Consider the following 25,219-nt stretch of genomic DNA (forward strand, 5'->3'; position numbering starts at 1 on the left):
GGTTCAACACGGCGGGAGAGTGGAATGGTCGAAGCAAGGGACGGGGCAGGGGCGGTCGCTGGTGATCCGCGGCGGCGGCTCGCCCAGGCGCCGATGACCTGGCAGCAGATCGTCGCGATCGCGATGTGCGTGCTGCTCAATGCGCTCGACGGGTTCGACGTCCTGTCGATCAGCTTCGCATCGCCGGGCATTTCGAAGGAATGGGGGATCGATCGCGCTGCGCTGGGCGTGGTCCTGTCGATGGAGCTGATCGGCATGATGGTGGGCTCGGTTCTGCTGGGCCAGCTGGCCGACCGCGTGGGGCGCCGACCGACGGTGCTCGCCTGTCTCGTGATCATGGCTTCGGGGATGGTGGCGACCACCCAGGTCGGCTCGATCGAGGCCCTCGCGGCGACCCGCCTGTTCACCGGCCTCGGGATCGGCGGCATGCTGGCCGTCATCAATGCCCTGGCCGCGGAATTCGCCAGCGATCGGGCGCGCGGTGCGGCTGTCGCGATCATGGCAGCGGGCTATCCCGTGGGGGGCATTGCCGGTGGTGCGATCGCCAGTGGCCTGCTCGCCCAGGGGGACTGGCGCGACGTCTTCTGGCTCGGTGCGGGGCTTACTGCCCTGTTCCTGCCGCTCGTGCCGCTGTTCGTGCCGGAACCCGTCAGTTCCCTGCTGCAGCGCAGGGGCCCCGAGACTCTGCAGAAGGTCAACCGCAGCCTGGTCGCGCTGGGTCACTCCCCGACCGACCAGCTCCCGCCGGTCGATCCCATTGTGCGCTCGAGTTCGATCTTCGAGCTCTTCCGCGGCGGCATGGCCCTGACCACGGTACTGCTGACCGTGATCTACTTCAGCCAGTTGCTGACCTTCTACTTCGTGCTCAAATGGTCCCCCAAGATCGTGTCGGACATGGGCTTTGCCCCCTCGTCGGCCGGCAGCGTGCTGGTCTGGGGCAATGTCGGCGGGCTCGTCGGCAGCTTGCTCTACAGCGCCCTGTCTGTTCGCATGCCGATCCGCAGCCTGATTGCCGGCTTCATGCTGGCGTCTTGCGCCGCGGTTGCCCTGTTCGGGCACAGCCCGGCCAATCTCGGCATGCTGGCCCTTGCCGCGGCGACTGCCCAGTTCTGCGCCAACGGCGTGATCGTCGGGCTCTATGGTCTGGTCGCAAGCAGCTTCCCGACCGCGAACCGGGCGGGTGGAACCGGCTTCGTCATCGGGCTTGGCCGCGGTGGTGCGGCGCTCAGCCCGATGGTTGGCGGCTATCTGTTCAAGGCGGGCTATTCGCTTCCCATGGTCTCGGCGATCATGGCCGGCGGCTCGCTCGTCGCACTCGCCGCACTGTTGATCCTACCCCGAAGAACGGCTGAAAGCTGCTGATTTCTTTTGATTGTTTTGCCTTTTTTGACCCCTGCCGAGCATGGAGAGAGCCATGGAATTCACCCGCATCAATCCGATCACTGGCGAGCCTGCATCCTCTGCCCCCGCGCTGAAGAGCGCCGACATTCCTGCGATTGCCGCGCGGGCCGGAGCAGCGCAGCCGGCCTGGGCGGCGCAGGGCCCGAATGCCCGGCGCGCGGTGCTGATGAAGGCGGCTGACGCGCTGATGGCACGCAAGGATGCGTTCGTTGCAGCCATGATGGCCGAGACCGGCTCGACCGCGGGCTGGGCCATGTTCAACCTCGGGCTCGCTGCGGGGATGGTGCGCGAGGCAGCGGCAATCACGACGCAGATCGCCGGCGAGGTGATCCCTTCGGACAAGCCCGGTTGCCTGTCGATGGCGCTGAAGGAGCCGGTTGGCGTGATCCTCGGCATTGCTCCGTGGAATGCTCCGATCATCCTCGGGGTGCGGGCGATCGCGGTGCCGCTCGCCTGCGGTAACAGCGTGATCCTCAAGGCGAGCGAGACCTGCCCGCGGACCCACGCCCTGATCATCGAGGCTTTCGCCGAGGCGGGCTTCCCCGAAGGCGTGGTCAACGTGGTGACCAATGCGCCCGAGGACGCCGGCGAGGTGGTCGGTGCGCTGATCGATGCGCCCGAGGTGAAGCGGATCAACTTCACCGGTTCGACCGCGGTCGGGCGGATCATCGCCAAGCGCGCGGCCGAGCATCTCAAGCCCTGCCTGCTCGAGCTGGGCGGCAAGGCGCCTTTGCTTGTGCTCGAGGACGCGGACCTGGACGAGGCGGTCAAGGCGGCGGCCTTCGGGGCCTTCATGAACCAGGGCCAGATCTGCATGAGCACCGAGCGGATCATCGTGGTCGAGGCCGTGGCCGACGCCTTTATCGAGAAGTTCGCCGCCAAGGCCCGGGCCCTGCCGGCAGGTGACCCGCGCGAGGGGACGACCCCGCTGGGCGCGGTGATCGATCAGAAGACCGTCACTCACGTCAACGCGCTGATCGATGATGCCGTGGCGAAGGGCGCGCAGATCGTCGCCGGGGCCAAGGGCGAAAGCGTGATCATGGGGGCGACCGTGGTGGCGGGCGTGACTGCCGAGATGAACCTCTACCGCGACGAGAGCTTCGGTCCGGTGGTCGGGGTGATCCGCGCCCGCGACACCGAGCATGCGATCGAACTGGCCAATGACAGCGAATACGGCCTGTCCGCCGCGGTCTTCACGCGTGACACGGCCAGGGGCTTGGCCGTGGCGCGGCGGATCAAGTCGGGCATCTGCCACGTCAACGGGCCGACCGTGCACGATGAGGCGCAGATGCCCTTCGGCGGGGTCGGCTCCTCGGGCTACGGTCGCTTCGGCGGACGTCAGGGCATCGACAGCTTCACCGAGACGCGCTGGATAACCATCGAGACCCAGCCCGGCCACTTCCCGATCTGATGGGAGACGACACCATGACCATGCGCACCGCCTTGGCCACCGCTGCCGCCTCCGTCCTGGCCGGGCCGGCCGGGGCTGGACCGGCGGCACCGGCGCCGACGCTCGAGTATGCCTTCACGGTGACGGCGGAAGTGGCTCCCGCGATCGAGCAAGGGACAGTCGATGGCGGGCGCAAGCGTTTCATCGCGATCACCGGCGGCAAGGTCGAAGGGCCGATGATGAGCGGCTCCGTCCTTCCTGGCGGAGGGGATTGGCAGGTGATCGAGGCCAATGGGGTGACCCGGGTCGAAGCGCGGTACTTTCTGCGCACGGTCAATGGCACGGTTGTCGAGGTGACCAACCCCGGTGTGCGGGTGGCCAGTCCCGAGGTGATCGAGCGCTTGTCCCGGGGCGAGGTGGTTGATCCCTCGCTCTACTATTTTCGCACGACGCCGAACTTCAAGGTCGCCGATGGACCTTACGACTGGCTGCGCCGGCATGCCTTCGTCGCGCGGGGGGTGCGCCAGCCCGACAAGGTGCTGATCGACTTTTACGTGGTGAAATAGGGCGATCGCGTCCCGAGCACGCCAAACGCCCCGCCGCCGGGCGAGGGGGTTGCGCGTGCCGGACGCCGGCCGCGTGGTCGCTCCCGAAGGGCGGCCCCCTTGCGGGAGCCGCCCCCACCGGGGAGGGTGACTTACTTCAGCAGCGAGAGGACGTTCTGCTGGGCCTGGTTCGCCTGGGCAATCATCGCGGTCGATGCCTGCGACAGGATCTGGGCCTTGGCCAGCTTGGTCGTCTCCACCGAATAATCGGTATCTTCGATCCGCGACTTCGCGTCCGACAGGTTCGCGATGTTGCTGGTGAGGTTGTTCACTGCGGATTCGAGTCGGTTCTGCCCGCCACCGAGCGAGGCGCGGGCCGCGTTCACATCCGACAGGGCGAGATCGACGTTGCCCATGGTAGTCGAGGCCGCCGTCGCGCTGGTGACATCCAGCGCTGTTGCGCTGATGTTGGTGCCATCGATCGCGGTTGAGGTGAGGGTGACCACCTGGGCGGCATCGGCACCGGTCTGGATGTCAATGCTGACATCGGTGCCGACCGTGGTGCTGAACAGCGTGATCCCGTTGAACTTGGTGTTGGTCAGCACGTCGGCGACCTGCTGGGTGAGGTTCGAGACTTCCGACTGCATCGCCGCGCGATCCGAGTTCTGGAAGGTTCCCGAGGCGCCCTGGACCGCGAGTTCGCGGATGCGCTGCAGCATGTTCGCCACTTCGGCCAGCGCGCCTTCAGCCGTCTGCGCCAGCGAGATGCCGTCGTTCGCGTTGCGGATACCCTGGGCCATGCCGCGGGTCTGTGCCGTCATGCTCGTCGCGATGGCCAGGCCAGCCGCGTCGTCCTTGGCACTGTTGATGCGCTTGCCCGTCGACAGGCGTTCCATCGCCGATCCGAGCATCTTGTCAGCCGCAATGGACGCGTTCGAGGCGCGCAGCGCACTGATGTTCGTGTTAATAACCGCCATAGGTTGCTCCCGGTGTTGATCAGGGCCATGACGACCCGCCAATGATCACAATCCAAGAGCGGCACCGGTCCCAGAAATTTAAGGGGTCTGGTTACCGGCTAAGCAAGAAATTTTCTAAATATCTGAAATTAAATGATAATGACTAGCTGGCTGGCGGGCCTTCGCAGTGTCTGGAGGCGTCGCAGGCTCGGGCGTCACGCAGCCAGAAAGGCGGTCACATCGGCAATGAAGCTGTCGAGCCGATCGTGATGGAGCCAGTGCCCGGCCTGTTCGTAAGTGATCAGGCGCGCATTGGCGAAATGGGCCATGCGCCCGTCCTCGGCCGGGCTGCTTGCCCAGGAATCGGCGCCCCAGAGCAGGAGAACCGGACAGGTGATCGCCTGCCACAGACGAAAGATCTCCTCGCCGCCAAGCTCGTCCGGCGGGGCGGTGAACAGGTAGTTGTCATATTTCCAACTCCAGCTGCCGTCCTCGTTGCGGCTGGCGCCGTGCACGGTGAGGTGGCGGGCCTGCTCGTCCGACAGGTAGGAATTGGCTTCCTTCATCCGCTGGTATGCCTCCTCCAGCGTCGCATAGCGGCGCGGCTGGCGACCGGCCGCCCCGCGGCGCTCGGTGATCCATTTGCGCATCCGGTCGGCATGGCTCGTCTCGGCCTGCCGCGCGAGGTCCTCGGCAGTGTAGCCCAGCCCCTCGATGTTGACGTAGCGGGCCACCCTCTCGGGATAGAGCCCAACGTAGCGGCTGGTGATATGGCCGCCCAGCGAATGGGCGATGATCGTGACTTGGTCGTAGCCAAGCGTCTGGACCAGCTGGGCAAAATCGTAGACGCAGCTGATCAGCCGGTAGTCCCCATCGGGCGACCACGCGCTGTCGCCATGGCCGCGCAGGTCGGGGGCGATGACATGCCAGTCATGGCGCAGCCGCTGTGCCACCCAGTCCCAGCTGCGGCAGTGATCGCGCCCGCCATGCTGGAGGATCAGCGGCGGGGCCTCGGGATTGCCCCAATCGACGTAGTGCAGTCGCAGGCGCTGGGAGATGAAGCTGTGCGAGGTCGGCCCGAGATCGTTCATGCCCCCGAGCCTGTTCGCCCACCATGGCTCTGTCAACCCGGCGGCAGTCTCTTCCGGTCGGGCAAAACGCCCGGCGGGGACTCGTCATTCCGGCCGCCGCCACCTATCTCCGCAGCGACAGGAGGAACGACGATCCATGGCCACGCACACCACCCGCATGCTCATCATCGGCTCCGGCCCGGCCGGACTGACCGCGGCGATCTATGGCGCCCGCGCGGGGATGCAGCCGATCGTCGTCCAGGGCCTCCAGCCCGGCGGCCAGCTGACCATCACCACCGATGTCGAGAACTATCCCGGCTTCCGCGACGTGGTGCAGGGGCCCTGGCTGATGCAGGAGATGCAGGCTCAGGCCGAACACGTCGGCACCCGCATGCTGTGGGACACGATCGTCGACATCGACCTGTCCGGCCCGCCTTTCCGCGCGATCGGCGATTCGGGTGACGTGTACGAGGGCGAGACCCTGGTGATCGCCACCGGCGCGCAGGCCCGCTGGCTGGGCGCGCCCGGTGAGCAGGAGCTCGGCGGCAAGGGCGTTTCGGCCTGTGCCACCTGCGACGGCTTCTTCTATCGCGGCAAGAAGGTGGTGGTGATCGGCGGCGGCAATACCGCGGTCGAGGAGGCGCTCTACCTGACCAACCATTCGCCTGAGGTGACGATCATCCACCGCCGCGATTCCTTCCGCGCCGAGAAGATCCTGCAGGACCGGCTGTTCGCTCATCCCGCGGTCAAGGTGGTGTGGAACAAGACCGTCGCCCGCTTTGTCGGCGATCCCGCCCAGGGCGGACTCAAGGCGGTCGAGGTGGTCGACACCAAGACCGGCGAGACCTCGCTGATCGAGACCGACGGCGCCTTCGTGGCGATCGGTCATGCTCCGGCGACCGAGTTGTTCCGGGGCAAGCTTGAGCTCGACGACAGTGGCTACATCGTGGTGACGCCGGGCACGCCGAAAACCTCGATCCCGGGTGTCTTCGCCTGCGGTGACGTGATGGACCACACCTACCGTCAGGCGGTCACCGCAGCCGGGACCGGCTGCATGGCCGCGCTCGATGCCGAGCGGTTCGTCGCCGAGCGCGAGTTTGCGCGGGGGCAGGAGGCAGCGGTTCCAGCCTGATCCGGCGCTGCCGCGGCGAGATCAGTCGTGGCACTCGGTCAGCACGGCCAGCACCTGCGTCAGCAGCCAGTCCCGCGCGGCGGGTTCGACAAAGCTGTGCGACGCCTCCGGGCAGACATGCAGGCGGGGATCGGTCTGGTCCCATCCCGCCATGAACACCTGCGCGGTGCGATCGCGGCCTGCCAACAGGATGCGGACCGGGCCGGCGAACCCAGCCAGCCCCGCAGCCATGCGCGCGGCCAGCGACGAGGGCGGCTGGGGTCTGAGCATATCGCGCAGTGATATCAGCAGCTGCCGCGGCGCGATCCGGCCCTTGAGCAGGCGCAGTACGGCTGCCGGATCACGCAGCCGGCGGGCATAGTGGGCACGCAGCGCGGCTGGCTGCGCGGCCGCCTCGGCACCCGGCTCGATCGTCCACGGATTGCTCAGCACCAACGCGTCGCAGCCGGCCCCGGCGCACAGCATCAGGGCTGCCGCGGCGTCGCAGTTGCCCAGCGCGACGATCCGCCGCACTCCGGGCGCCGCGGCCCGGAAGGCCACCGCGGCTGCGCGCAGGTCGGGCTCGCTGCCAAGGAAACCGGTGTTGCGGCCTTCGCTGTCACCCACGCCGCGGCGGTCGAAGCGGAACACCGGAAAGCCCTGCGCGGCGATGACGGCAGCGAGCGCGGCTTGGCCATTCCACGCCCCTGCGCGCAGCTCGTTGCCGCCCGACACGATCAGCAGCCCGGTGGCGCCGGGCGCGAGGTCGAGTGTTCCGAGGCAGGTGCTGCCGGCGCAGGGGAAGGCCAGATGGAGCCGGGTCATGCGGCGAGGCCCGCGGCAATCCGCGCGGCCAGTGCCGCGCTCTGCGCCGCGTTCTCGTCGGGCTCGGCGCGTAGCCACAGACCGGCGCCGCCGATATCGGCCTGGGATATCACGGCGAGCCCGTCAGCCGGGATGGCCTCGCCCAGTTCGACGACCAGGGCCGGGCCGAGCCGGTAGCCGGCCAGTTCCAGTCCGCTGGCGCGGCCCTGCTCGAGCAGGGTCTCGGCCTGTTCGGTGCGGCCAGCCTCACGCGCGGCCAGGAGGCGCGCACGCACCATCTGGCGCAGCAGCGCCGCGCCGCCGAGCGGGGCATAGGCCCAGCCGGGCAGGGCCGGCGCCACCAGCGCGGCGCCGCGGATCGCCAGCACGTGGGTGACGGCAAAGTGGTGCGCGGCGCGTTCGGCTGCTGTGCGCCAGCCGGTGAGCGACTGCCGGTCGAGCGGAGCGAGGCTCTCGTTGGTGCCGGGCAGGTCGGGCAGGACGCTGTCGATCCCGGCCGCATCGAGCGCGCGCATCGCCTCGACGGTAAACCGGCGCAGGCGGTTGCCCTCGTCGAACAGGGCGGGGAGCACCAGCACCCGCGCCGCGCGGCCGCGATCGAAGGTCAGCGCGAGTTCGTGCCCGTCGTCGTGCCCCTGCGTCGAGGCGTCGCGCGCGGGCCAGCGGGCGATCATTCCGTGGGTCAGGCGCTCGCCAGCTTGGCTTCGGTGAAGGCGAGCAGCGAGCCGTAGGTCTCGAGCAGTTCGCCGTCCACGTCCTCATCGTCAATGATGAAGCCGAGCCGGTCCTCCATTTCGGTGAGCAGTCCAGCAACCGACATCGAATCGAGTTCGGGCAGGTGGCCGAACAGGCCGGTGCTGCGGTCGAACCCCGCGACCCGGGCAGGGTCGAGACCCAGCACGTCGGCAAGGATCTGGCGCAGGGTCTGGTCGGCGGATGGCGTCATGACGGGTCCGGTCGTTGTCCTGGTGGGGCCTCTAGCGGGCAGCGGGCTGGCGGGCAAGGCGCCCGCCGATCTGGCCGGTCAGCCGGCGCGAGAGGTGCAGCCACGTGTTGGGCGAGGACAGGCGCAGCGCCTCGAGATGATATCGCGGTCTGACATCTTCCATCCAGTCCTGCTTGTAGGAATCGTTGCCGGTACCGAAATCGATCAGCTCGACCTGGTCGACATCGATGACATGGGCGAACAGCGCGGCGCTGAGCACGGTTCCCGGCGAGGCGCCGCGGGCGCTCTCGCGATGGGCCAGCTTGTGGATGTAGGCGGTGCCCGCCTCGACCGTCCAGAGCTGGGCGGCAACGGCGGTGCCGTCGACGCTTGCCACGCCCAGCCTGAGCCGGCCCGCCGCGCTTTCCGCCTCGGCAAAGGCGCGCAGGAATGCGGGCGAGCCTTCCTCCGGTTTCCAGCTGTCGGCATAGATCGCCTCGTAGTCCGCCCAGACCGCCTCGGCAAAGGCCGTGTGGATGGTGCAGGCCACCCGTCCGGACTTGCGCTTGAGCGAGGTTCGCAGCGCCCCGGGCAGGGTGGCGTGATAGTCGGCATAGCTGCGCCCGTCGACGCGCAGGATATGGTTGCTATCGTGCGACACGCAGCGGGTCATCCAGCCAGCCTTGCGGAAGGCCCGGGTCAGCGCGCTGCCGGTGCCGTCCTCCTCGGGCAAACCGGTCAGCGAGACGCGCCAGCTGTGTTCGGACAGATCGCGGGCGATCGCCTCGAACATCGGCACCGGATTGATCCCCGGGGTCACCAGCGGACGCCAGCGGAAGGTGTACCAGTTGGCGAGGGGAGCCAGCACCCCTTCCTCGCGTTCGACCAGCGGCAATAGGGCAACCCCCTCGCGCGACTGTCCAAGCACGTAGAGCGGCTTGAACCCGCAGTGCCGGCACAACCGCTCCCACCACTCGGTGCGGTCGAACGGCGCAGCCGCGCTGGCCAGCAGGTCCGCCACCGCGGTGTCGGCGGAGGCTTTACGCAGGTCGCTGAGATACTCTACTGCGAACACTCTGGTCCTTCTGGAGCTTGACGGGCACCTTGTCGCGCGAAACCCGAATGGCGGTTCGACCGCTCGATCATCTGGTCCTGACCGGAGCGGACGACAGCCCAGCCCTGTTGCTTCGCGACCGGGTGTTTACGTTCCAAGACTTAAGGAGCCGTATCGCCGCGCTAGGGGGCTGGCTGGCCGACCAGGCGGGCGGACCCGGCGCGCGGGTGGCGAGCTGGGCGGCCAAGGGCGAGCTGACCTGCCTGCTGCCCCTGGCCGCTGCGCGCGCCGGGCTGATCCACGTGCCGATCAACCCGCTGCTTAAACGCGCGCAGGTTGCGCATATCCTGTCGGACAGCGGAGCCCGGCTGCTGATCGGCTCGGCCGCGCGGCTGGCCACGCTCGAGCCCGATGATATCGCGGGCCTATATCGCTGCATCGAGGAGGGGGCCGCGCTGGCCGAGGCCGCGGCGCTGGAGCGGGCTTTGCCTCCGTCCGCAGCCGATCCGGACGATCTTGCCGCGATCCTCTATACCAGCGGATCGACCGGGCGGCCCAAGGGGGTGATGCTCAGCCATGCAAACCTGTGGCTGGGGGCCGAAAGCGTGGCGACCTATTTGGACCTGCGCAGCGATGACAGGACCCTGGCGGTGCTGCCGCTGTCGTTCGACTATGGTCAGAACCAGCTGCTCTCCACCTGGTACGCAGGGGGCGCGGTGGCTCCGCTAGACTATCTCACCCCGCGTGACGTGATCAAGGCGGTGGCGCGCCATGCCATCACTACGCTGGCAGCCGTCCCGCCGCTGTGGGTCCAGCTGGCCGAGCTGGACTGGCCGGGCGAGGTCGCAGGCCACCTGCGTCGGCTGACCAACAGTGGCGGTGCGCTGACCGTACCGCTGGTTCGCCAGCTGCGCGGCCTGTTCCCGCAGGCGCGGCTTTTCGCCATGTACGGCCTGACCGAAGCCTTCCGCTCGACCTACCTCGATCCGGCGCTGATCGACAGCCATCCGACCTCGATGGGCAAGGCGATACCACATGCTGATATCATCGTCGTCAACGACGCCGGCGCCGTGGCAGCCGATGGCGAGGAGGGCGAACTGGTCCATTGTGGCCCGCTGGTCGCACAGGGGTACTGGCACGACCCCGAACGGACCGCCGAGCGGTTCCGTCCTGCCCCGGCTGCGTCGCGCTATGGCGGCCTGGCGGTGTGGTCGGGCGACCGGGTGCGCCGCGAGGCCGACGGCCTGCTCTACTTTGTCGGGCGGCGCGACGCGATGATCAAGTCGGCCGGCAACCGGATCAGCCCGCAGGAGATCGAGGACGCCGCGCTTGCCACGGGCCTGGTCGCCGAGGCGGTCGCCCTGGGGGTGCCCGATCCGCGCCTCGGGCAGGCGGTGCACCTGGTCGCGCGGGCGTTGGGCGATCCCGCCGCCGCTGCCGCCGAGCTGCCGCGGCGGCTGGCTCAGGACCTGCCCAATTTCATGCACCCCCGGGCGATCCACTGGCGCGAGGCCATGCCGGTCGGCCCCAATGGCAAGCTCGATCGGACCGGGCTGCTCGAGGAGCTTATCGGATGAAGCCGCTTGGTCCTGTTCCCAATACTTTCAGTGACAAGAATGGCATTCTTGCCATTGATGACGAGGATGCTGAAGCACTGGTGGCCCGCGCCGGGCGCACTCCCCTGTTCGTCTATTCGCGCGCCTTGATCCGCACCCGGGTGGCCCGTCTGCGCGCCGCCTTGCCGGCAGAGATTGCGCTTCATTATGCCGTTAAAGCAAACCCATATAAGCCTGTTCTTGAGACATTACTGGAAGATGTCGACGGGTTTGATATTGCCTCTGGGGGCGAGCTTGATCTGGTTGTGGCGGCCGGGATCGATCCGCGTCAGGTCAGTTTTGCAGGTCCGGGCAAGCGCGATGACGAACTTTTCAAAGCCATTGGTTTGGGCGTCACTCTTAATGTGGAATCTGAAAATGAGGCGCGGCGGGCGCTGCGCCTGGCGGAGGCCGCCGGCCGGCCGCCACGGATCGCGATCCGGGTCAACCCGGAGTTCGATCTGAAGGGCTCCGGGATGAAAATGGGCGGCGGGGCCAAGCCGTTCGGGCTCGATGCCGAGCGGGTTCCGGCGCTGGTCCGTGAGGTCGTCGCGGGCGGCGCGGAATGGCGCGGGTTCCACATCTTCGCCGGGAGCCAGGCGCTGTCGGCCGAACACATCATTGAGACCCAGGCGCAGACGCTGCAACTCGCGGCGCGGCTGGCCGAGCAGGGCGGGGCGGGCTGTCCGCACCTCAACCTCGGTGGGGGCTTCGGCATTCCCTATTTTCCGGGCGACGAACCACTCGATCTGGAACGCGTCGGCGCGGCCCTGGCCGAGCGGCTGGCGGTGCGTCCGGCGGTTCTGGCGGAAACGCGCATGTGTCTGGAACTGGGGCGTTATCTGGTGGGCGAGGCGGGCGTCTACCTGACCCGGATCGTTGACCGCAAGGTCAGCCATGGCGAGGTGTTCCTGATCACCGACGGCGGCATGCACCACCAACTCGCCGCTTCGGGCAACTTCGGCACGGTCGTGCGTCGCAACTACCCCGTGGCGATCGCCAGCCGGTTCGGCGCCCCGGTCGAGGAGGAGGCCTCGGTGGTGGGTTGCCTGTGCACCCCACTTGACCGGCTGGCCGACAAGGCCGGGTTGCCGCGCGCCGAGGTGGGCGATCTGGTCGCCGTGTTCTGCGCCGGCGCCTATGGCGCAACCGCCAGTCCGATGCAGTTCCTCGGCCAGGGCCCCGCCGCCGAGCTAATGGTCTAGCAGCCTTCCGCCATGGTCCGGCAGCGCCCGGTTCGGGGCTACAGCCGGGTTCGGACATCACCGCCCGACTGGGTTTACCCAAGCCGCGCGGCCTGTGCCGTATCGGGACCGGGCCACGCAAATCCGGCCTTCGCGGGGCATCACTAACCGGTTGTTCACCCTTTTCGCCGATAGCGGGCGCAATGGGCTCAGGCCCGGACCGCGTCGGGACGCCCGGCGCTGCCCGGTCCAGCCGCTTGCGAGGACCTGTCGATGCCGTTCACCCGCGTGTTTTCCCTGCTGGCGCTGTGCGCGCTGGCGACACTGTCGGTGGCCGGATGTGCTGGCGGTGGGGGCCGGACGGAACTGCCGCCGGCTTCGTTCGTGGCGATGCAGGAGGGCCCAGGTGAAGACTACGTCATCGGGCCGCTCGATGAACTGACCATCTTCGTCTGGCGCAACCCCGAGCTTGGCGCGAGCGTCCAGGTCCGTCCTGACGGACGCATCACGACCCCGCTGATCACCGACATGCCGGCCGTGGGCAAGACCCCCTCGATGCTGGCCGAGGACATCAAGCTGCAGCTCTCGCAATACATCCAGGAACCGCTGGTGTCGGTGATCGTCAACAAGTTTGCCGGCACTTTCAGCCAGCAGGTGCGGATCGTCGGCGCCACCGGCAAGCCGGCCTCGATCCCCTATCGTGCCAACATGACGGTGCTCGACGCGATGATCGCAGTCGGCGGCCTGTCCGAGTTCGCGGCGGGCAACCGCTCGAAGCTGATCCGCTTCGACAAGGAAACCGGCAAGCAGCGCGAATATGCGCTGAAGCTGGGGGATCTGCTCAAGAAGGGCGACAGCCGCGCCAACGTGATGCTGATGCCGGGGGACGTGATCATCATCCCCGAGAGCACGTTCTGAGGCGCGGGGGCAGGGCATGAACGGCCTCTTCGACGAAGCGCGCGCCGCGCTGTTCAGCGTCTGGCACCGCAAGTGGATCGCCCTTGGCATCGCCTGGGGCGTCTGCCTGCTGGGCTGGCTCGCCGTGGCGGCAGTGCCCAACAGCTATCAGTCGAAGGCGCGGATCTTCGTACAGCTCGACGATCCACTGGCCGAGCAGATCGGCATCGGCGCGGGCGACCGCCGCCGCGACATCGAACGCGTGCGCCAGACCCTGACCAGTGCGATCAACCTCGAAAAGGTGGTGCGCTCGACCCGTCTCGGCGATGGCATCGCCACGCCCAAGCAGATGGAAGCCATGGTGCTCGACCTGGGCAAGGCGGTGAAGGTCTCGAGCGAGCAGGACAACCTGTTCGAGATCACCGCCACCTCGACCGACCGGCACCTGTCCGATGCGGAAAGCGCCAAGCTGGCGCAGGACATCGCCCAGAAGATGATCGACATCTTCCGCGAGGAGAACCTGGCGGGCGGGCGCGGCGAGATGGCCGAGACGCTCGAATTCATGAACCAGCAGCTCGCCGACCGGCAGAAGCAGCTGGAAACTGCCGAACAACGCCGCCTGCAGTTCGAGGCACAGCACCCCGAACTGTCCCAGGGCGGTGCCTCGCTGCTGCAGCGAATGGAAGCCTCGCGCATGGAGCTGCGCGGGCTCGACGCCGACATCGCCGCGGCGCAGAGCGCGCTGGCCGCGATCAATGGTCAGCTCGCGGGGACCCCGCAGTCGCTGATCGGCCCGGGCAGCGGCGGCGCCAAAAGCGCGCTGAGCGAAGCGCTCGGCCAGCTTGCCGCGCTCAAGGCGCGCGGCCTGACTGACAGCCACCCCGACGTGATCGCGGCGCGCAACCAGGTGGCGCAGCTGCGCACCCTGGCCGGGGCCGAGGGTCCGGGCGGCGGCGTGCCCAATCCGGCCTACAGCTCGCTGCAGTCGATCCGTGCGGAAAAGGCGGCGGCGTTGCAGGGGCTGCTGACCCGCCGCGCCGCGGCCCAGGCCGACCTCGCCCGGACCAGCGGGCAGCAGGTCGCCAATCCCGAGGCTGCGGCCGAGGCGCAGCGCATCAGCCGTGACTACGACGTGCTCAAGCAGCAATACGACAAGCTGCTGCTGGACCGCGAGCAGCTGCGGCTCCGCGGCCAGGTCGAGACCGAGCGCAGCGCGGTCAAGTTCCAGGTGATCGATCCCCCGACCACGCCCCGCAAGCCGGTCGCCCCCAACCGTCCGCTGCTCCTGCTGGCAGTGCTGGTGGTGGGCATCGGCGCGGGCATCGCCGGGGCCTTCGCGGTAGGACAGCTCCGTTCGGGCTTCCACACCACCGGGCGTCTCGAGAAGGCGCTCGGGCTGCCGGTACTCGGCGCGATCTCGCACACGATGACCGATGCCGGCCGGGCGCTCGCCCAGCGGCGGCTCAAGTATTTCATGGCCGGCAGCGCGGCACTCGGCGTGGTCTTCGTGCTGCTGCTGACTTCGGAATTCATCCAGCGTGGCATGGTGGCCTGAGGACTGACGATGACGGAACAGCGCAAGATCATCGTCCCCGAAGACGGCACGGCACCGCCGGACGCGGAACCGGCGGCGCGCCGGGTGGTGCGTTCGTCGGTCGAACGCGCGGTCGAAGGCTTCGACCTGGCGCGGCTGGGCGGCATCGTCCTGCCGGCCGAGGGCCGCCAGCGGGTGGTCATGCGCGAGCTGTCGATCGAGACCCTCCCCGACCTGGCCGAGCCGGTGCCGGCAACCGCCGCAGCCGAGCCCCAGACGCCTGCCGCCGCGGCGGTGCCGGCCGCAACCCCGGTTCCGCCGCAGCTGCCCGAAGTGCCGGTGCAGTTCCCTGCGGTGCATCATCCGATTGAGCGCAAACGCCTGCGCGAGCAGGGCCTGATCGTGCCGGAAGGCACGGTGAGCGGGCTGATGGAGGAGTTCCGCATCATCAAGCGCCAGCTATTGCTCGGCGCGATGGACCTGCGGCGGGCCGGCGCCGGCGGCGCGGCCCAGCGCGTGCTGATCTGCTCGCCATTGCCAGGCGAGGGCAAGACCTATTGCGCCACCAACCTCGCACTGGCGATCGCCGCCGAGAAGGAGAGCGAGGTCGTGCTGGTCGATGCCGATTTCGCCAAGCCCTCGATCCTTTCGACGCTGGGTCTGCCCGGCGGTCCGGGGCTGATGGACGCGCTGACCGATCCCGCGATCGACGTCGCCGACTGCGTGATCGGCACGGACGTGCCCGGCCTGTGGGTGCTGCCCGCCGGCAATGCCACCAACTCGGACAGCGAATACCTCGCCTCGTCGCGCACCCACGCGGTGCTCGATCGGCTGACCCAGGGCGCGCCGCAGCGCATCGTGATCTTCGACAGTCCGCCGGCCCTGGCCGCTTCGCCCGCGGCTGAGCTGGCGCAGTATGTCGGGCAGGCCGTGGTGGTCGCACGGGCCGACCGGACCGGACAGAGCGCGCTGGAGGATGCCATTGCCCTGCTCTCAGGCTGTCCCAACATTCAACTGCTGCTCAATGCCGCGCGGTTTTCGCCCAGCGGGCGGCGTTTCGGGTCCTACTACGGATACAGGGGGTAGGCAGATGGACCGGTTCCCAATCGCACGGCGCCTGGGGGGCGCGATCGCCGGACTGGCCATGGCCGGACAGGCGCTGCCGGCGCAGGCCCAGTCGCTGCCCTATGGCAATACCGCCAGCGGCGATGACACGGTCGCCGCGCCGGGCGGCGGGTCGGGTCAGGCCCCGCGTGGCCGGGGGACCGGGCCGCGTCGGCAGGTGACGGTTTCGCCCTACATCGAGGCAGCTCAGGTGGTCGGCGCCCAACTCTCGCCCGATCAGGAGGTGTTGACCTGGACCGCGCTCGCCGCCGGGGTCGATGCCGGGCTCGCCGGACGCAATACCCAGGGCTCGCTCTCGATCCGCTACGAACGCCGGATCGGCTGGGGCAGGGCCGGCAGCGGCGACGTGCTCAGCGGCCTCGCCCGCGCCTCGGTCGCCGTGGTGCCCCAGGCTCTGGCGATCGAGGTCGGTGGCCTCGCTGCACGCTCGACCGTCGATGGGCGCAGTCCGGCCGTGCCGGGCGGCTTCACCGGCGCCGACAGCGCCCAGCTCTATTCGGTCTATGCCGGGCCCAGCCTGCGGACCCAGGCCGGGGCGGTCGCCCTGACCGGCTCCTACCGGGTCGGCTATACGGAGGTCGGCACCAGCGACACGCTGCGCACCGCGACAAGCACCGCCAACCTCGATACCTTCGACCACAGCATCACCCACAACGCCGCGGTCCGCGCCGGAGTGCGGCCGGGCGATGTCCTGCCGATCGGGGTCGGCGTCGGCGCCGGCTACCTGCGCGAGGACGTCTCGAACCTCGACCAGCGGGTGGAGGACTTCCATGCCCGCAGTGACGTGATCGTGCCGGTCTCCAGCGCGGTCGCGCTGGTCGGCGGGGTCGGCTTCGAGGATGTCCAGATCTCCGGGCGCGATGCCCTGCGCGACGCCAGCGGAGCCCCGGTACGCGGCCCCGACGGGCGGCTCGTCACCGACCGCGCCGCGCCGCGGCAGATCGCCTATCAGACCAAGGGCTTCATCTGGGACGCCGGAATCACCTGGCGCCCGAGCAGCCGCACCGCCTTCGAGGCCCACGTCGGCCGGCGTTATGGCTCGATGACCTACTATGGCTCGTTCGGCTGGCGAGCCAGCTCGCGCAGCTCGCTCAGCGTGGCGGTCTATGACAGCATGACCGGGCTGGGCGGCCAGATCAACCGCGCCCTGGTCGAACTGCCGACCGAGTTCACCGCGCTGCGCGACCCGACCACCGGCAATCTCAACGGCTGCGTCAGCCCGACCGGCAATCCCACCCTCGCTCCCAGCGGATCGAACTGCCTGACCAGCGCCTTCGGCAGCCTGCGCTCGGCGGTGTTCCGCTCGCGCGGGGTCCAGGCGACCTATGCCACCCAGCTGGGACGGCTTGGAGCTGGGTTGGCGGGCGGCTATGACCGGCGCCGTTACGTTGCCGCGCCGGGAACGCTGCTGGCCAGCATCAACGGCATCGTCGACGAGAACACCTGGCTGTCGGCCTGGCTGTCCGGTCGGCTGGACGAACGCTCGAGCTTCTCGACCTTCGTCTATGCCAACTGGTTCAGCAATGGCGCGCTGTCGGGCGGGCAGGGGACCGCGCTGGGCGCCAACGCGCTGTTCAGCCGCGAGTTCGGCAACCGCATCTCGGGCAATGCCTCGTTCGGCATCCAGGGACTGCGTCGCGACCTGACCGAGGACGAGTGGCAGGCCAGTGCCCTGCTGGGCCTGCGCTACAGTTTCTTTTGATCTCGCATTCGATCTCGCATTCAAGGCTGGGGACAAGCCCATGTACGAAAACTTCTATGGCCTCACCGCAAGGCCGTTCCAGCTCACCCCAGACCCGGCCTTCTATTTCGAGAGCCTGACGCACCGCAAGGCGCTGTCCTACCTCGGCTATGGCCTCAACCAGGGGGAGGGCTTCATTGTCATCACCGGCGAGGTCGGGGCCGGCAAGTCGACCCTGGTGGCGCATCTGATGGCGACGATCGACCCGGCTCGCCTGACCGCGGCGCAGGTGGTGACCAGCGCGCTCAGCGGCGAGGAGATCATCCACGTCGTGGCTCAGGCCTTCGGGCTGGTGATCGGCGGGCATGACAAGGCTTCAGCCCTGGCCGCGATCGAGGGGCTGCTCCATGCCGAAGCCCGCAACGGCCGCCGTTGCCTGCTGGTGGTCGACGAGGCGCAGAACCTGTCGATCGACGCGCTCGAGGAGCTGCGCATGCTCTCCAACTTCCAGCTCGGCGCGCAGCCGCTGCTGCAGACCTTGCTGCTTGGCCAGCCCGAGTTCCGCGAGCTGCTGCAGACCAGCCCCGAGCTCGAGCAGCTGCGCCAGCGCGTGATCGCGGCGCATCACCTCGATGCGATGGAGGCCGACGAGCTGCGGCCCTACATCGAACACCGTCTCCGGCTGGTCGGCTGGAATGGCCGCCCGGCGCTGGAAACGGCGCTCTACCCCGTGCTGCACCAAGCCAGCGGCGGCGTTCCGCGGCGGGTCAACCAGATCGCCAACCGGCTGTTCTTGATGGGCGCGGTCGAGCAGATTGAGCATTTCGATGTCGGTCTGCTCGAGCAGGTCCTGGCGGAAATCGCCAACGACACGGCCCTGCCGCTCAACCGCGGCGCCATGCCCCGCTCTGCGGCGCCAGTACCGCAGGAGGTTGCGGCCGCGCTGGACGCCAACCCAGCCAGCCCGACCTCCGGCCTGGATGCGGCCGCGTTCCACACGGCGCTGGCCGAGCGCGATGCGCTGATTGCCGAGCTGCAGCAGGCGGTGATCGAGGTGGCAAACCAGGTCGAGCAGCCCGCCATGGGTGATCCGGTGCTGCGCACCGAGCTCGCCGATCTGGCCGCCCGGCTCACCCGCATGGAGCAGCGGCTCGAGGAGCAGGAGGCCACGGTCAAGCACACCCTGTCCATGCTGATCGAGTGGCTCGAGACAGACAAGAAGGCCGTGGCCTGACCGGCGCACCGCCAGGAGACGCTCAGGTGTCCATCGTCAATGCCTTGTCCGTCGACGTCGAGGAGTGGTTCCAGGTCGGCGCGTTCGAGCGGACCATCGACCGCGCCGACTGGGACGCGCTGGCCTCGCGCGTGGCTGACAATTGCGGGCAGGTGATCGATCTGTTCGCGGCGGCCGGGGTCAGGGCCACCTTCTTCACGCTCGGCTGGGTCGCGGCACGCCATCCCGCGCTGATCCGGCGGATCCACGCGGCCGGGCACGAGCTGGCCAGCCACGGCTGGGCCCATGCCCGGGTCTTCACGCTCGATCCGGCTGCCTTCGCGCGCGACCTGGCCGACAGCCGCAAGGCGATCGAGGATGCCGCCGGGGTGGCGATCACCGGCTACCGTGCACCGAGCTTCTCGATCGACCAGCGCACCCCCTGGGCCTACCCCGTGCTGGCCGAGCAGGGCTTCGTCTATTCCTCAAGCGTCGCGCCGATTGCGCATGACCATTACGGCTGGCGCGAGGCGCCGCGCTTCGCCTTTCGGCCGCTGCCCGATCATCCGCTGGTCGAGGTGCCGGTGACCACGGTCGAGGCACTGGGCCGCCGCATGGCGGCCGGGGGCGGGGGGTTTTTCCGCGTCCTGCCCTATGGTTTCTCGCGCTGGGCGATCAGCCAGGTCAACACGGTCGAACAGCGCCCGGCGATCTTCTACTTCCACCCCTGGGAGGTGGACCCGGAGCAACCGCGCGTGGCTGCCGCGCCGCTGCGCTCGCGTCTGCGCCACTATACCGGGCTTGGCGCCATGGCCGGCAAGCTGCGGCGGCTCACCGCCGATTTCGCATGGGAGCGGATGGACCGCGTGGTCGCCGCCGAGGTGGCCCGGCTTGAGCCGGCGAGGCTGGCTCTGGCCGCATGAACGCCCCGTTCTTCCCTGTCACGCCAGCCGTGCGCTGGGCCGATCCGGCCGACCGGCGGGTCGATGCCTTCCTGCACGACCAGCCGCAGGCCACCCCGTTCCACGCCTCGCGCTGGCTGGCGGCGGTGGAGGCGGCCACTGGCCACCGCGCCCGCCTGCTGGTCGCCGAGCAGGGCGGCCGGCTGGTCGGGGTGCTGCCCCTGAGCGAGATCCATTCGCCGATCTTCGGCCGGGTGCTGGCCTCGACCGGCTTTGCCGTCAGCGGCGGGGTGCTGGTCGAGGAGGGCGTTCCGGCCGAACCGCTATGGCAGGCCGCGACCGAGCTGGCGACCCGGTTGAGCTGTCCCTCGATCGAACTGCGCGGCGGCGCGGTGCCGCCGGATGGGCTGGCCGGGTGGACCCGACGGAGCGAATCCCACTGTGGCTTCGTCACGGCGCTGGCCGCAAGCGACGAGGCGCAGCTGCTGGCGATCCCGCGCAAGCAGCGCGCCGAAGTGCGCAAGGGACTGGAGGGCGCGCTGACGGTGACCATCGGCAGCGGCCCGCGCGACCGCGCGGCGCACTATGCGGTCTACGCCGAAAGCGTCCGCAATCTCGGTACCCCGGTGTTTCCCCGTGCGCTGTTCGCGGCGGTGCTCGATCGCTTCGGGACGGATGCCGACATTCTCACCGTCTGGTCCGGTCCGCAGCCGGTGGCCAGCGTGCTGTCGCTTTACCATCGCGGACTGGTCATGCCCTACTGGGGCGGCGGGACCCGGGATGCCCGGCCGCTGCGTGCCAACGACCGCATGTATTTCGAACTGATGCGCCACGCCCGCGCGCGCGGCTGCCACGGCTTCGACTTCGGCCGCTCCAAGACCGGGAGCGGGGCCTACCACTTCAAGCGCAACTGGGGCTTCACCCCCGAGCCCTTAGTCTACGCCAGCTGGACCGCCTCGGGCCAGTTGGCACGCGATGCCGATCCGACCAGCGACCGGCACCGCGCGCTGATCGCGGCGTGGCAGCGCCTGCCGCTACGCGTGGCGAACCGCGTCGGCCCGTGGATCGCCCGGGGCCTGGGCTGAGCCCGTGGCCGAGATCCTGTTCATCGCTCACCGGATCCCGTTTCCGCCCGACCGCGGCGACAAGATCCGCTCGCACCACATCCTGCGCCGGCTGGCCGCCCTCGCGCCGGTCCATGTCGCGTGTTTCGCCGACAATCCGGCCGACCTCGCCCATGAGCCGGCGCTCGCCGCGATGGCCGCCAGCCATTGCCTCGTGGCGCGGTCGCGGCCGCTGCCGCTGGCCGGGTTGGCGGCGCTGGGGCAGGGCCGACCGGTCAGCCTGACCGCCTTTGCCGACGCCCGCCTGCGCGCCTATGTCGCGCATATCGTGGCGACCCGGCCGATCGCAGCGATCTACGTCTTTTCCGGGCAGATGGGCCAATATGTCCCCCCCGCATTCGCCGGGCGCGTGGTGATCGATCTGGTCGACGTGGATTCGCTGAAGTTCGGGGCCTATGCCGCCGCGGCGACCGGGCCGCGGCGCTGGCTCTACGCCCGCGAGGAGCGGCTGCTGCGCGCCGAGGAGGCACGGCTGGTGGCCCGCGCGGATCGCACGCTGCTGGTCAGTCCCGAGGAGCAGGCGCTGCTTGGCCCGCGCCTTCCGGCCGGGCTCGCCGGCAAGGTCGGCGCAATCGGCAACGGGATCGATACGACGCTTTACGATCCGGACCGGGTCACCCCGGCCGCTGCGCTGGCGGAGCAGCCTGGCCCGGCCCTCATCTTCACCGGACAGATGGACTATCCGCCCAATGTCGCCGCGGTCGTGCGTGGGGCCCGCCGGATCATGCCGGCGATCCGCGCGGTGCACCCCGAGGCGACCTTCGAGATCGTCGGGCGCCAGCCCGCCGCCGCGGTGCGCGCGCTCGACGGGATCAATGGGTGCCGGGTGCGCGGCGCGGTGGACGATATCCGGCCCTGGCTCCGCGGCGCAGATCTGGCGCTGGTTCCGCTCGAAATCGCCCGCGGCATCCAGAACAAGGTGCTCGAAGCCATGGCCATGGCCCTGCCGGTGGTCGCCAGTACCGGGGCTGCCACCGGCATCCCGGTGCGACCGGGCGAGGAACTGGCCGTGGCCGACAGCGATGCCGCGATGATCGCAGCGACGCTGGCCTTGCTGGCCGATCGGGCCGCCGCCCGCGCGATGGGCCTGGCCGCGCGGCGCTGCGTGGTGGCAACGCACGGCTGGGACGCGGTGCTCGCGCCGCTGGCGGCAACCCTCGGCCTGGCCGGTGGGGAGGGGCTGCCCGATGCCGCCTGAGGCCCTGCCGCCCGAACTGGTCCTCCAGCCGGTCCGCACCGGCTTGCCGCAGGCCTGGCGCCGGGCGCTGGTGCTGCTGGCTGCCACGCTCGCCGCGCTGCTCGTCGCCTATGCCTCCGACTGGGCGGCCATGGCCGGGCAGTGGTGGAATGCCTCGACCTACAACCACATCCTGCTGGTTCCCCCGATCCTCGCCTGGCTGGTGCTGCAACGCTGGCCCGAGCTGCAGCGGCTGGCCCCGAGCGGCTGGTGGCCGGGCCTGATCCTCTTCGCGCTGGCCCAGCTGGTCTGGGTGGTGGGAGCCTTCGCTGGCTTCTCCCTGCTGCGCCAGGCCGGCGCCGTGGCAATGGTCGGGGCGGCCGTGCTGGCCCTGCTCGGCCCCCGGGTCGGCGCAGGACTGACCTTCCCGCTGGCCTACATGGTTTTTCTGGTGCCCTTCGGTGACGAGCTGGTGCCGCTGCTGCAGATGGTCACCGCGGCGTTGACGATCGCGCTGGTCCATCTGTCGGGGATTCCCGCCGCGATCGACGGCGTGTTCATCCAGACGCCGGCCGGCCTGTTCGAAGTGGCCGAGGCCTGCTCCGGCGTGAAGTTCCTGATCGCGATGATCGCGCTCGGCGTGCTGGTCGGGCACGTCTGCTTCCGCCAGTGGCGGCGGCGGGCAGCCTTCCTGGCAGCCTGCATCGTTGTTCCGGTCCTTGCCAACGGGGTGCGTGCCTGGGGCACGGTCTATGTCGCGCAGTTCGTCGGCGCGGAACGCGCCGGGGGCATCGACCACCTGATCTACGGCTGGGTGTTCTTCGGTGTGGTCATCGCGCTGGTCCTTGCCCTCGGCTGGCGCTTCTTCGACCGCGCCCCGGGCGACCCGCTGCTCGATGCCGACCGCCTGCTGGCGTCGCCTGCGTTGGTCCGGCTCGCGGCGCTGCGGCTCGGCGATGGCGCCTTGATCGCTGGTCTGGTCGCCCTGGTCGTCGCGGGGCAGGGCTGGGCTTTCGCTGCAGACCGGCTCGAGGCCAGCCTGCCGCGGCAGATCCACCTTCCGGAGGTACCCGGGTGGCACCGCGCCGACTATCGTCCCGCACTGTGGTGGCAGCCGCGGGCCACGGGCGCCGATCATCGCCTGCTCGGCCGCTTTGCCGATGGCCAGGGTAACGCGGTTGACGTCTTCGTCGCGCTCTACGCCGGCCAGTCGGAGGGCCGTGAGGCGGGTGGTTTCGGCGAGGGCGCGCTGGTTCCCGACAGTGGCTGGGCCTGGCAGGGCCATGGGCCAGCACTGCCGGACGCCCGCAGCGAGCGGCTGCTCGGACGGGGCGAGGTGGGCCGGCTGGCCATCACGTACTACCGCACTGGCCCCCTGCTGACCGGCAGCAACGGGCGGCTGAAGCTGGCGAACATCGCCGATCGCCTCCGACTGCGCGCGCGCCCGACGATGACCCTGATCCTGTCGGCCGAGGACCGCTCCGGCGCACCGGCAACCCGGCAGGTCACCGCCTTCACCCGGGCGATCGGTCCGGTCGGGCCGTGGATGGACCGCATCGCGGCCGGACGGTAGGACAGGCACCATGTGCGGCATTGCTGGTCTGTTCCATCTTCACACCCCCAAGCCGGTCGATCCGGCGCGGATCGAGGCGATGTGCACGGCGATGGTCCATCGCGGTCCCGACGGCGGCGGGGTTTGGGTCGGGCCGGGCGTGGGGCTGGGTCATCGCCGCCTGTCGATCATTGACGTGGCCGGCTCGCCCCAGCCGATGGCCTCGCCCGATGGCCGGGCCGTGCTGGTGTTCAACGGCGAGATTTACAACTACCGCGAACTGCGCGCCGAACTGCGCGCGCTCGGCGCCACGTTCCGCACCGACGGGGACAGCGAGGTGATCCTGGCAGCATGGCAGCAGTGGGGCGAGGGATGCCTGGCCCGGCTGCACGGAATGTTTGCCTTCGCGCTCTACGACCTCGCTGAGCGGACGCTGTTCCTTGCCCGCGACCGGCTCGGGGTCAAACCGCTCTACTATGCGCCGCTGAGTGACGGCAGCCTGGCCTTCGCAAGCGAGCTCAAGGGCTTGCTGGCCCATCCTCTGCTCCGGCGTGAGATCGATCCGCAGGCGGTCGAGGACTATCTGGCCTGGGGCTATGTGCCCGATCACCGTTGCATCCTGTCCGGTGTGCACAAGCTGCCCGCCGGGCATGCGCTGCTGCTGCGCGGCAATGGCCAGCTCCCGGCACCGAGCCAGTGGTGGGACGTGTCCTTCGCTGATCGCCATGCCGGCAGGCCGGCCGATCTCGAGGCCGAACTGGTCCACCTGCTGCGCCAGGCGGTGACCTCGCGCATGGTGGCCGACGTGCCGCTGGGAGCCTTCCTCTCGGGCGGGGTCGACAGCTCGAGCGTGGTCGCGCTCATGGCTGAGGCCAGCTCCGGCCCGGTCAAGACCTGTTCGATCGGGTTCGACGTGGGCGAACTCGACGAAACCGGCTATGCCGCCCGGGTCGCCCGGCAGTTCGCGACCGATCATCGCACCCGCACCGTATCTCCCGACGATTTCGGCGCGGTCGACACGCTGGCGGCGATGTTCGACGAACCCTTTGCCGACGCCTCGGCCTTGCCCACCTGGCGGGTCTGCCAGCTGGCGCGGGAGAGCGTGACTGTGGCCCTGTCGGGCGACGGGGCCGACGAGGCCTTCGCCGGCTATCGGCGCCAGCGCTTCCATTACCACGAGGACCGCCTGCGCCGGCTGGTGCCGCAGGGCGCGCGCGCGGCGCTGTTCGGATCGCTCGGCGCGGTCTACCCCAAAGCCGACTGGGCGCCGCGGCCGCTGCGTGCCAAGACGACCTTGCTGGCACTCGCGGAAGCGGGCGAGCAGGCCTATGCCCGCGCACTGGCGATCAACGATCCAGCTACGCGCGATAGCCTTTACACCGCTGCCTTTCGCCGAGAACTGGGTGACTATCGCGCCGAGCAGCCGCTGGTCGCGCTGATGCAGGCGGCGCCAGCCCGGTCGGGCCTGGACCGCGCCCAATATGCCGATCTGCGCTTCTGGCTGCCGGGCGACATCCTGACCAAGGTCGACCGGACCAGCATGGCAGTCAGCCTCGAGGCGCGCGAGCCGCTGCTCGACCATCGCCTGATCGAGTTTGCCGCCCGCCTGCCTGAAGGCCTGCGGATCAAGCGCGGGCAGGGCAAGTGGCTGGTGAAGACGGCGATGCGCCGTTACCTGCCGGACGAGATCCTGTTCCGTCCGAAACAGGGCTTTGTCACCCCGACCGCACAGTGGTTCCGTGGACCGCTGGCCGCAACTGCCCGCTCGATCGCCACCAGCGCCCCATTGGCCCGCAGCGGCTGGTTCGATACGACCCGTCTAGGGGCAATCGCGGAGGCGCACATCGCCGGACGGAGCGATCACGGGCGCCTGCTGTGGCAGTTGGTGATGCTGGATCGCTCGCTCGGTCGACTGGGAATGTCCTGATTACAGTGACAAGCATGGTAAGCTTCACCCT

22 protein-coding genes are annotated in these 25,219 nt (G+C 69.3%); 16 read left to right on the forward strand and 6 right to left on the reverse strand.

Going from position 1 to position 25,219, the window contains the following annotated elements:
* The first annotated feature begins 24 nt into the window (after window positions 1–24).
* The 3 genes from H7F53_RS10495 to H7F53_RS10505 are packed head-to-tail and all read left to right on the forward strand — an operon-like array spanning window position 25 to window position 3,357.
* Window positions 25–1,362 (forward strand): MFS transporter, encoded by a 1,338-nt coding sequence (locus H7F53_RS10495; protein WP_246438817.1) that lies wholly within the window; start codon window positions 25–27, stop codon window positions 1,360–1,362.
* Window positions 1,363–1,414: 52 nt separating this feature from the next.
* Complete coding sequence (locus tag H7F53_RS10500; RefSeq protein ID WP_185679437.1) at window positions 1,415–2,812, forward strand: aldehyde dehydrogenase; 1,398 nt, start codon at window positions 1,415–1,417, stop codon at window positions 2,810–2,812.
* Between the two features lie 14 nt (window positions 2,813–2,826).
* Window positions 2,827–3,357 carry a DUF3237 domain-containing protein gene (locus H7F53_RS10505; protein ID WP_246438818.1) on the forward strand — a complete coding sequence of 177 codons (531 nt, stop codon included), beginning with the start codon at window positions 2,827–2,829 and terminating at the stop codon, window positions 3,355–3,357.
* A gap of 131 nt (window positions 3,358–3,488) precedes the next feature.
* Here H7F53_RS10505 and H7F53_RS10510 read toward each other — a convergent pair whose 3' ends face one another.
* Together H7F53_RS10510 and H7F53_RS10515 are read right to left on the reverse strand one after the other, a co-directional pair.
* Window positions 3,489–4,313, reverse strand: a complete 825-nt coding sequence (locus tag H7F53_RS10510; protein WP_185679522.1) for a flagellin N-terminal helical domain-containing protein — start codon at window positions 4,311–4,313, stop codon at window positions 3,489–3,491.
* 194 nt (window positions 4,314–4,507) lie between these two features.
* The gene (locus tag H7F53_RS10515) at window positions 4,508–5,383 is read right to left on the reverse strand and encodes an alpha/beta fold hydrolase (protein ID WP_185679438.1); all 876 of its coding nucleotides are present in this window, start codon (window positions 5,381–5,383) and stop codon (window positions 4,508–4,510) included.
* Window positions 5,384–5,519: 136 nt separating this feature from the next.
* Between H7F53_RS10515 and trxB the strand changes: the two genes are divergently transcribed.
* Window positions 5,520–6,494 carry a thioredoxin-disulfide reductase gene (gene trxB, locus H7F53_RS10520; RefSeq protein WP_185679439.1) on the forward strand — a complete coding sequence of 325 codons (975 nt, stop codon included), beginning with the start codon at window positions 5,520–5,522 and terminating at the stop codon, window positions 6,492–6,494.
* 21 nt (window positions 6,495–6,515) lie between these two features.
* On the opposite strand, the gene H7F53_RS10525 is transcribed toward trxB, so the two are convergent.
* From H7F53_RS10525 to H7F53_RS10540, 4 genes are read right to left on the reverse strand one after another with little or no spacing between them, the layout of a single operon-like run.
* Complete coding sequence (locus H7F53_RS10525) at window positions 6,516–7,298, reverse strand: hydrolase 1, exosortase A system-associated (RefSeq protein ID WP_185679440.1); 783 nt, start codon at window positions 7,296–7,298, stop codon at window positions 6,516–6,518.
* Complete coding sequence (locus H7F53_RS10530) at window positions 7,295–7,972, reverse strand: alpha/beta hydrolase family protein (protein ID WP_185679441.1); 678 nt, start codon at window positions 7,970–7,972, stop codon at window positions 7,295–7,297. Before H7F53_RS10530 ends, H7F53_RS10525 begins: the two co-directional genes overlap by 4 nt.
* A gap of 8 nt (window positions 7,973–7,980) precedes the next feature.
* The gene (locus H7F53_RS10535) at window positions 7,981–8,244 is read right to left on the reverse strand and encodes an acyl carrier protein (protein ID WP_185679442.1); all 264 of its coding nucleotides are present in this window, start codon (window positions 8,242–8,244) and stop codon (window positions 7,981–7,983) included.
* 31 nt (window positions 8,245–8,275) lie between these two features.
* Window positions 8,276–9,298, reverse strand: a complete 1,023-nt coding sequence (locus tag H7F53_RS10540) for a GNAT family N-acetyltransferase (RefSeq protein ID WP_185679443.1) — start codon at window positions 9,296–9,298, stop codon at window positions 8,276–8,278.
* Window positions 9,299–9,345: 47 nt separating this feature from the next.
* Between H7F53_RS10540 and H7F53_RS10545 the strand changes: the two genes are divergently transcribed.
* From H7F53_RS10545 to H7F53_RS10600, 12 genes are all read left to right on the forward strand, one after another.
* Complete coding sequence (locus H7F53_RS10545; protein WP_185679444.1) at window positions 9,346–10,854, forward strand: acyl-CoA ligase (AMP-forming), exosortase A system-associated; 1,509 nt, start codon at window positions 9,346–9,348, stop codon at window positions 10,852–10,854.
* Window positions 10,851–12,077, forward strand: a complete 1,227-nt coding sequence (locus H7F53_RS10550) for a pyridoxal-dependent decarboxylase, exosortase A system-associated (protein WP_185679445.1) — start codon at window positions 10,851–10,853, stop codon at window positions 12,075–12,077. Before H7F53_RS10545 ends, H7F53_RS10550 begins: the two co-directional genes overlap by 4 nt.
* A 252-nt stretch (window positions 12,078–12,329) precedes the next feature.
* Window positions 12,330–12,974, forward strand: a complete 645-nt coding sequence (locus tag H7F53_RS10555) for an XrtA/PEP-CTERM system exopolysaccharide export protein (RefSeq protein WP_185679446.1) — start codon at window positions 12,330–12,332, stop codon at window positions 12,972–12,974.
* 16 nt (window positions 12,975–12,990) lie between these two features.
* On the forward strand, window positions 12,991–14,508 hold the full coding sequence (locus H7F53_RS10560; RefSeq protein ID WP_185679447.1) for an XrtA system polysaccharide chain length determinant: 1,518 nt from the start codon (window positions 12,991–12,993) through the stop codon (window positions 14,506–14,508).
* Between the two features lie 9 nt (window positions 14,509–14,517).
* Window positions 14,518–15,573: a P-loop NTPase family protein gene (locus H7F53_RS10565; protein ID WP_185679448.1), complete on the forward strand. Its 1,056-nt coding sequence runs from the start codon at window positions 14,518–14,520 to the stop codon at window positions 15,571–15,573.
* 4 nt (window positions 15,574–15,577) lie between these two features.
* Window positions 15,578–17,314 carry a preprotein translocase subunit YajC gene (locus H7F53_RS10570; protein ID WP_246438819.1) on the forward strand — a complete coding sequence of 579 codons (1,737 nt, stop codon included), beginning with the start codon at window positions 15,578–15,580 and terminating at the stop codon, window positions 17,312–17,314.
* A 40-nt stretch (window positions 17,315–17,354) separates the two neighbouring features.
* Window positions 17,355–18,527 (forward strand): XrtA/PEP-CTERM system-associated ATPase, encoded by a 1,173-nt coding sequence (locus H7F53_RS10575; protein ID WP_185679449.1) that lies wholly within the window; start codon window positions 17,355–17,357, stop codon window positions 18,525–18,527.
* Window positions 18,528–18,553: 26 nt separating this feature from the next.
* A complete protein-coding gene (locus H7F53_RS10580) occupies window positions 18,554–19,429 on the forward strand; it encodes an XrtA system polysaccharide deacetylase (protein ID WP_343062020.1) in 876 nt (291 codons plus the stop codon).
* Complete coding sequence (locus H7F53_RS10585) at window positions 19,426–20,493, forward strand: FemAB family XrtA/PEP-CTERM system-associated protein (RefSeq protein ID WP_185679450.1); 1,068 nt, start codon at window positions 19,426–19,428, stop codon at window positions 20,491–20,493. The genes H7F53_RS10580 and H7F53_RS10585 overlap by 4 nt, the downstream gene beginning before the upstream one ends.
* Window positions 20,494–20,497: 4 nt before the next feature.
* Window positions 20,498–21,730: a TIGR03087 family PEP-CTERM/XrtA system glycosyltransferase gene (locus tag H7F53_RS10590; RefSeq protein WP_185679451.1), complete on the forward strand. Its 1,233-nt coding sequence runs from the start codon at window positions 20,498–20,500 to the stop codon at window positions 21,728–21,730.
* Window positions 21,720–23,282 (forward strand): exosortase A, encoded by a 1,563-nt coding sequence (gene xrtA, locus H7F53_RS10595; RefSeq protein WP_185679452.1) that lies wholly within the window; start codon window positions 21,720–21,722, stop codon window positions 23,280–23,282. Before H7F53_RS10590 ends, xrtA begins: the two co-directional genes overlap by 11 nt.
* Before the next feature lie 10 nt (window positions 23,283–23,292).
* On the forward strand, window positions 23,293–25,188 hold the full coding sequence (locus tag H7F53_RS10600) for an XrtA/PEP-CTERM system amidotransferase (protein WP_185679453.1): 1,896 nt from the start codon (window positions 23,293–23,295) through the stop codon (window positions 25,186–25,188).
* The last annotated feature ends 31 nt before the right edge of the window (window positions 25,189–25,219 follow it).

This window comes from Novosphingobium piscinae (assembly GCF_014230355.1).
Taxonomy (GTDB): Bacteria; Pseudomonadota; Alphaproteobacteria; order Sphingomonadales; family Sphingomonadaceae; genus Novosphingobium; species Novosphingobium piscinae.